The 7,339-nt window shown below is 62.5% G+C and carries 7 protein-coding genes and 1 pseudogene; 3 read left to right on the top strand and 5 right to left on the bottom strand.

Features of this window, described 5'->3' with window-relative positions:
* Positions 1 to 1,578 (top strand): choline dehydrogenase (locus Q0W88_RS10055; RefSeq protein WP_297803100.1); only part of this gene is annotated, 1,578 nt, incomplete at its 5' end.
* On the opposite strand, the gene Q0W88_RS10050 is transcribed toward Q0W88_RS10055, so the two are convergent.
* Positions 1,575 to 2,705: a PilT/PilU family type 4a pilus ATPase gene (locus tag Q0W88_RS10050; protein ID WP_297803097.1), complete on the bottom strand. Its 1,131-nt coding sequence runs from the start codon at positions 2,703 to 2,705 to the stop codon at positions 1,575 to 1,577. The genes Q0W88_RS10055 and Q0W88_RS10050 overlap by 4 nt on opposite strands.
* A gap of 17 nt (positions 2,706 to 2,722) precedes the next feature.
* Positions 2,723 to 3,760 carry a type IV pilus twitching motility protein PilT gene (locus Q0W88_RS10045; protein ID WP_297803094.1) on the bottom strand — a complete coding sequence of 346 codons (1,038 nt, stop codon included), beginning with the start codon at positions 3,758 to 3,760 and terminating at the stop codon, positions 2,723 to 2,725.
* A 76-nt stretch (positions 3,761 to 3,836) separates the two neighbouring features.
* On the opposite strand from Q0W88_RS10045, the gene Q0W88_RS10040 reads away from it, so the two are divergent.
* Positions 3,837 to 4,520, top strand: coding sequence for a YggS family pyridoxal phosphate-dependent enzyme (locus Q0W88_RS10040; protein WP_297803091.1), 684 nt, complete (start codon positions 3,837 to 3,839; stop codon positions 4,518 to 4,520).
* Positions 4,517 to 5,335 (top strand): pyrroline-5-carboxylate reductase, encoded by an 819-nt coding sequence (gene proC, locus Q0W88_RS10035; RefSeq protein WP_297803088.1) that lies wholly within the window; start codon positions 4,517 to 4,519, stop codon positions 5,333 to 5,335. Before Q0W88_RS10040 ends, proC begins: the two co-directional genes overlap by 4 nt.
* Here proC and Q0W88_RS10030 read toward each other — a convergent pair.
* The 3 genes and pseudogenes from Q0W88_RS10030 to Q0W88_RS10020 all read right to left on the bottom strand — a co-directional run.
* Positions 5,332 to 6,123, bottom strand: coding sequence for a cobalamin-binding protein (locus Q0W88_RS10030; protein ID WP_297803085.1), 792 nt, complete (start codon positions 6,121 to 6,123; stop codon positions 5,332 to 5,334). The two genes, proC and Q0W88_RS10030, sit on opposite strands and share 4 nt — an antisense overlap.
* Complete coding sequence (gene pdxH, locus Q0W88_RS10025) at positions 6,120 to 6,713, bottom strand: pyridoxamine 5'-phosphate oxidase (protein WP_297803082.1); 594 nt, start codon at positions 6,711 to 6,713, stop codon at positions 6,120 to 6,122. Before pdxH ends, Q0W88_RS10030 begins: the two co-directional genes overlap by 4 nt.
* 58 nt (positions 6,714 to 6,771) lie before the next feature.
* Positions 6,772 to 7,339 (bottom strand): annotated as a pseudogene (locus Q0W88_RS10020) (SDR family NAD(P)-dependent oxidoreductase); the annotation flags it as partial.

The raw sequence follows: 7,339 nt of genomic DNA, 5'->3' as shown, positions 1-7,339 counted from the left end.
TACATCATCGTGGGTGCCGGATCCGCCGGTTGCGTGCTGGCCAACCGCCTGAGCGAGGATCCTGCGGTCCGCGTGCTTCTTCTGGAAGCCGGTGCCGATGACTGGAATCCGCTGGTGCACATGCCCGCCGGCATCGCCCAGCTGGTCGGACAAAAGGGCGTGAACTGGGATTACAACACCGCCCCCGACCCCAACCTGAAACAGCGTGCCCTGTGGTGGCCGCGCGGCAAAGTGGTCGGCGGCTCCAGCTCGATCAATGCCATGTGCTACATCCGCGGCAACGCCCGCGATTACGATGAGTGGGAAAAACTCGGGTGCGAGGGCTGGAACTGGAACAGCGTGCTGCCCTATTTCCGCAAATCCGAAGGCAACGTCCGCGGCGCAGACGACCTGCATGGCGGCGACGGCCCGCTCACGGTCTCCGATCCGCGCCACCTGAATCCGCTGACGCCGGTATTCCTGGAGGCCGCCGGACAGGCCGGTTTCAACACCACCTCGGATTTCAACGGTCCGCAGCAGAAAGGCTTCGGCCTGTACCAAACCACAACCCGCGAAGGCCGTCGCTGTTCGAGTGCCGTGGCCTATCTCGGTCCGGCCCGCAAACGGCCGAATCTTAAAATCATCACCAAAGCCACCGCCTCGCGCATCGTATTCGAGGACGGGCGCGCCAGCGCGGTGGTCTATGCCGTGGCCGGCAAGGGCGGTTTCTGCGAAGCCGCCAGCCGCGAAGTGATTCTGTGCGGCGGCAGCATCAATTCTCCGCAGCTGCTCATGCTGTCCGGCATCGGTCCGGCCGCGCACCTGCATCAGCACGGCATTCCGGTCCAGGCCGACCTGCCCGGCGTCGGCGGCAATCTGCAGGACCATCTCGATGCCTGTGTTCTGCACAAATGCACGCAGGACATCACCTACGACACCAGCAACCAGCTGCTGGCCGGCCTGCAGTTCCTGCTGTTCAAGCAGGGCCCGGGCACCAGCAACGTCGCCGAGTCCGGCGGTTTCTGGCGCTCGTCCTTGGCCGAAGACGACCGTCCCGACATCCAGTTCCATTTCGTGCCGGCGCAGCTCGATGACCATGGCCGCCATAAAATGCCGGGCTCGGGCTACACCCTGCATGCCTGCTTCCTGCGGCCGAAAAGCCGTGGCCGCCTGTACCTGACCGGCAACAGCATCGCCCAGAAGCCGCGCATCGAAGCCGGTTACCTGTCGGACGCCGAGGGTTTCGACATGAAGGTCATGCTGGAAGCGGTCAAGCTGTCCCGGAAACTACTGGCGCAGCCGGCCTTCGATGCCTACCGCGGTCCGGAAGTGTTTCCCGGCGAAGCGGTGCAGAGCGATGCCGAGCTGGAAAACTTCATCCGCGAGAAAGCCGAATCCATCTACCACCCGGTCGGCACCTGCAAAATGGGCGCGGACAGCGACAGCCAGGCCGTGGTCGATACGCAGTGCCGGGTCAGAGGGATTCGCGGTCTGCGCGTGGTGGATGCCTCGGTGATGCCGAAGCTGATCGGCGGTAACACCAACGCGCCCACCATCATGCTGGCGGAGCGCGTGGCGGACATGATCAAGGCCGGTTAACGGTTTTCCGAAATCTCGATGCCGTCCATGCCCTGCGACAGGCTGGCGGCGTCGCCGCCCTGGGCCAATTTGATCTTCAGGCGCACTTCGTTGCTGGAGTCGGCGTAACGCAGGGCCGATTCGTAGCTGATTTCACCGGCCTGATAGAGTTCGAACAGGCTCTGGTCGAAGGTTTTCATGCCGAGCAGGGTCGACTCCTTCATCACTTCCTTGAGCTTGTGCACTTCACCGGTGCGGATGTAATCCTGCACCAGCGGCGTGCCGATCAGGATTTCCATGGCGACGCGGCGCTCCTTGCCGTCGGCGGTGGGCACCAGCTGCTGGGCGATGATCGCTTTCAGGTTCAGCGACAGATCCATCAGCAATTGGGCCCGGCGTTCTTCCGGGAAGAAGTTGATCATCCGGTCGATGGCCTGGTTGGCGTTGTTGGCGTGCAGGGTGCAGAACACTAGATGGCCGGTTTCGGCGAACACCACGGCATGGTCCATGCCTTCGCGCGTGCGCACCTCGCCGATCATGATCACGTCCGGCGCCTGGCGCAGGGTGTTCTTCAGCGCATTTTCCCAGGAGTCGGTATCGATGCCGACTTCGCGCTGGGTGATGATGCAGCCCTCGTGCTTGTGCACGAATTCGATCGGGTCTTCGATGGTGATGATGTGGCCGGTCGAATTCAGGTTGCGGTAACCGATCATGGCGGCCAGCGTGGTCGATTTACCGGTACCCGTGGCGCCCACGCACAGGATGATGCCGCGCTTGGTCATCGCCAGCGATTTCAGGATGATCGGCAGGTTCAGCTCTTCGATGGTCGGAATCTTGGTTTCGATCCGGCGCAGCACCATGCCGACCTGGTTGCGCTGGTAAAAACAGCTGACGCGGAAACGGCCGATGCCGGCGGCACCGATGGCGAAGTTGCACTCGTGGGTCTTTTCGAACTCTTCGCGCTGGGACGGGCTCATCACGTCGAGCACCATGTCGCGGCTTTGTTGCGGCGTCAGCGGGTTCTGGGTGATCGGCGAAACCTTGCCCTGAACCTTGATTGACGGCGGCACGCCGGCGGTGATGAAAAGATCCGAGGCCTTTTTGTGGGCCATCAGTTTCAGGAAAGAGGTGAAATCAATGCTGCTCATGGCGCGTCTCCGTGGCCTTATTCGAACAGGCGTTTGTCTTTGGCGTAGCCCCAGGCCTGGGCTTTGCTGACCTGGCCCTTCTTGACCAGCTCAAGCATGCACTGGTCGAGCGTCTGCATGCCGGACGCCTGGCCAGTCTGGATCGAGGAATACATCTGGGCGACCTTGTCCTCGCGGATCAGGTTGCGGATGGCCGGCGTGGCCACCATGATTTCATGCGCGGCGATGCGGCCACCGCCGGTTTTCTTCATCAGGCTCTGCGAAATCACCGCACGCAGCGATTCCGACAGCATCGAGCGGACCATGGCCTTTTCCGCCGCGGGGAACACGTCGATGATGCGGTCGATGGTTTTCGCCGCCGAGCTGGTGTGCAGGGTGCCGAACACCAGATGTCCGGTTTCGGCCGCGGTCAACGCCAGCCGGATGGTTTCCAGATCGCGCAACTCGCCGACGAGGATGTAATCCGGATCCTCACGCAGTGCCGAACGCAGCGCAGCCTCGAAGCCGTGGGTATCGCGGTGGACCTCGCGCTGGTTGATCAGGCATTTCTGCGAGGCATGCACGAATTCGATCGGGTCCTCGATGGTCAGGATATGCCCGAATTCATTCTTGTTGACGTGGTCGACCATGGCCGCCAGCGTGGTCGATTTACCGGAACCGGTCGGGCCGGTGACCAGGATCAGGCCCTGCGGCTGCTCGATCAGCTCGCGGAAGATTTTCGGACAACCCAGTTCATCGAGGGTCAGGATCTGGCTGGGAATGGTACGGAACACCGCGGCCGAACCGCGGTTCTGGTTGAAGGCGTTGACGCGGAATCGGGCCAGCCCCGGGATTTCGAAAGAGAAGTCGACCTCGAGGAATTCCTCGAAATCGCGGCGCTGCTTGTCCGACATGATGTCGTAGACCAGGGCATGCACCTGTTTGTGATCGAGCGCGGGAATGTTGATCCGGCGCACATCGCCGTCAACCCGGATCATCGGCGGCAGACCCGACGACAGGTGCAGGTCGGAGGCCTTGTTCTTGACCGAAAACGCGAGCAACTCAGCGATATCCATATATTTTCCCCTAATCCGTGGCTATCATGGCACAGTATCCGACTCAGTATACCCCCCCAGAATATTTCGACAAGTCATGCCGGATTTGGCCCAGAACCTGCTGTTCCTGCAAAACGCCCTGGCGGCCTGTGCCGCCGGCGGCCAGTCCGTGGGCCTGCTCGCGGTCTCGAAAACCCAAGCGGCCGAACGGGTCGCGGAATGTGCCGCGCTCGGGCAACGGGCATTCGGGGAAAATTATGTGCAGGAGGCCGTGGCCAAAATCAGTGCGCTGTCGGCGCTGGGCCTTGAGTGGCACCTCATCGGCCCCTTGCAGTCCAATAAATGCAAAACCGTGGCCGAACACTTCGACTGGGTGCAGACCGTGGACCGGGAAAAAATCGTGCCTCTGCTCGCCCAGTACCGTCCGGCCAGCCTGCCCCCCTTGAATGTACTGATCCAAGTCAATATTGACGAAGAGCCCGGAAAATCCGGTTGTGCACCTGAAGCTGCCGGGCGTCTGGCGGATTTGATCGACAGTTTTCCGCGTCTGCGCCTGCGCGGCCTCATGGCCATTCCCGATCCGGCACACAGCACGGATGGCGCGGCCTTCGAACGCATGCATGCCCTTTACCGCAGCCTGCTGCAACGCCATCCGCAGATGGATACCCTGTCCATGGGCATGAGCGACGACTACCCGGTCGCGATTGCCCACGGCGCCACCCTGGTGCGCGTCGGCAGCGCCCTGTTCGGCCCACGACCCCCACGCAGCGAGGACCCATGACTCTCAACATCGCATTCATTGGCGGCGGCAATATGGCGCGCAGTCTGATTACCGGCCTGCTCAAACAGGGCCATGCGCCCGACGGCATCCGGGTCTCGGAACCCTACGCACCGACCCGCGAAGCACTGGCCGCCGAAACCGGCATTCCGGTGCTGGACGATAACCGGCGCGCCGCATCCGGCAGTGCCGTCTGGCTGTTCGCGGTAAAACCGCAGGTGATGAAAACCGTCTGCGCCGAATTGAAGGATCTGGCGCAGGCCGAACGTCCGCTGATTCTTTCCATCGCCGCCGGCATCACCGCCACGCAGCTGGAAACCTGGCTGGGCGGCAATCTGCCGGTGGTGCGCATCATGCCGAACACTCCAGCCCTGCTTGGCGCCGGTGCCAGCGGCCTGTTCGCCAATGCGCAGGTCAGTGCCGAACAGAAGAATCTCGCCAGCGCGCTTTTCGGCGCCACCGGCCTGTGCGTCTGGATTTCCGAGGAAGCCCTGATGGACACGGTTACCGCCCTTTCGGGCAGCGGCCCGGCGTATGTCTTTCTGCTGTGCGAAGCCATGCAGGCGGCGGCGGAAAAACAGGGCCTGCCCGCCGAAGCGGCACGCGCCCTGGCGGTGCAGACCTTTGTCGGCGCGGCACGCATGCTGTCCGAATCGGGCGAACCGGCCGATGTGCTGCGCCAGCGGGTGACCTCACCGAACGGCACCACGCATGCGGCCATTACCACTTTCGAGAGCGGCGGCCTGCGTGAACTGGTGCAGAATGCGCTGGACGCCGCACGCGACCGCGGCGAGAGTCTGAGCCGCGAAAACGATTAAGCCGGACGCCAATCGCGGATGTGCCGCGCCATGGCTTGGATGCCATCGGTCAGCGCCGCGGGCCCGGGCTGCAGGATGATCGGGGATTTGATTTCGAACAGCTGCCGGTTGCGCACGGCCGCGATGTTTTCCCATCCCGGCCGCATCGCCACCTTGTCCGGCCGGAATTTCTTGCCGCACCAGGAACCGAAAATGATATCCGGATTGCGATCGATGACCTTGCTGCCATCGGCCATGATGCGGTTTTTGGCCATGGGCTCGGCGGCGAGCTCCGGCAGGATGTCGTCGCCGCCGGCAATGCGGATCAGTTCAGCGACCCACTGGATGCCGGAAATCAACGGTTCGTCCCATTCCTCGAAATAGACTTTCGGGCGGGCCGCATTGGAGGACGCCTGCGATGCCAGCGCTTCCAGATCGGAACGCAGGCCGGCGGCGTAACTCCGGGCTTTATCGGCGGCACCGACCAGCGCACCGAGCCGGCAGATGTAATCTAGAATGCCCTCGACACTGCGGTGGTTGCTGATCCAGACTTCGATGCCGTGGCGAATCAAGGCGGCAGCGATATCGGCCTGGATATCGGAAAAACCGATGACGAAATCCGGCTTCAGCGCCAGAATGGCCTCGATTTTGGCACTGGTGAACGCACTGACCTTCGGTTTGTCACGGCGCGCCTGCGTCGGCCGCACGGTGAATCCGGAAATGCCGACGATGCGGTCCTGCTCGCCGAGTGCATACAGCACTTCGGTCGGTTCCTCGGTCAGGCAGACGATCCGCCGCGGCCCGGTCATGGATACAGCATGACCTGCGACCAGACGCCGTTGCTGCGCTCGTAACATTGGCGTTCATGCAGGCGGAACTGGGCGCCGTACCAGAACTCGATGCGCTCGGGCACGACACGGAAGCCCGACCAGTGCGGCGGGCGCGGTACCGGCACGCCTTCGTATTGTTTCTCGAAATCGGCATAGCGCTGATCGAAAAGCTCACGTGACGCCAGCGGTTGGGATTGCAGCGATGCCCAGGCGCCGAGTTGGCTGCCGCGCGGTCGGCTGGCGAAATAGGTGTCGGCTTCTTCGGCGCTGACCGGTTCGACCGTGCCTTCGATCTTGACCTGCACGCCTTCACGCAGATGCCGCCAATGGAACAGCAGCGCGGCCTGCGGATTGGCGGCGAGTTGCCGGCCTTTGCGGGAACTGAAATTGGTATAGAACACGAAACCGCGTTCATCGAAACCTTTCAGCAAGACGGTACGCGCGGCCGGGCGGCCATCGCGGCCGACGGTGGCCACCGTCATCGCGGTCGGTTCCGGATCGATGCTTTGCTTGGCCTGCGCCAGCAGATCGGCGAAGGTGCTCAGTGCGGCACTGTAAAGTGGGTCCATGGTCATTCTCCTTGCAATCTATTGTGACCGGATTTGCGGCAAACCGATGTGATTTCGGTCAAACTCTGGACCCGGTATAGCTCTGCCGGTAACTCGGGTATATCGGCTGCCAGCCACTGGCTTTCAGGCGGGCATTGCTGACGCGACGTCCGGCCGCCGAACCTTCTGCGCCCGGCAGCGGCGGCAGCTCTTGGCCGCTGCGGATCCAATTGGCCACATCAATTTGCAACGCCGGCAGGTCATCGCTGGCAATCCAAAGCGGTTCGGGATCAGTCAGGTCGAGCAGATGGCAAAGCGCACCGGCGGCATCCTCGATGTGGATGCGGTTGGTCCAGGTATTGGCGATGTTTTCTCCGAGCAGCGCTTTATTCACCAGCATGTTCCGGCCGGGGCCGGTAATGCCGCTCAAGCGCAGTACGCGGTTGCCGGAATGGATCAGATTCTGATTTTCGGCTTCACGCAGCATCCGGCCGTTGAAACTCTCCGCCAAAGCCGGACTGGTTTCATCCACCCACTCGCCGGCGTCCTGGCCATAGACGGCCGTGGAACTCACCAACAGACAACGCTTCGGCTGCAGTACCTCGCAGGCTCTGGCCAAACCCTCGACATACAGTCGGCGGTAAGCG

Source organism: Arenimonas sp. GDDSR-1, assembly GCF_025980345.1.
GTDB lineage: Bacteria > Pseudomonadota > Gammaproteobacteria > Xanthomonadales > Xanthomonadaceae > Arenimonas.
This window is presented reverse-complemented; position numbering and strand designations above follow the sequence as displayed.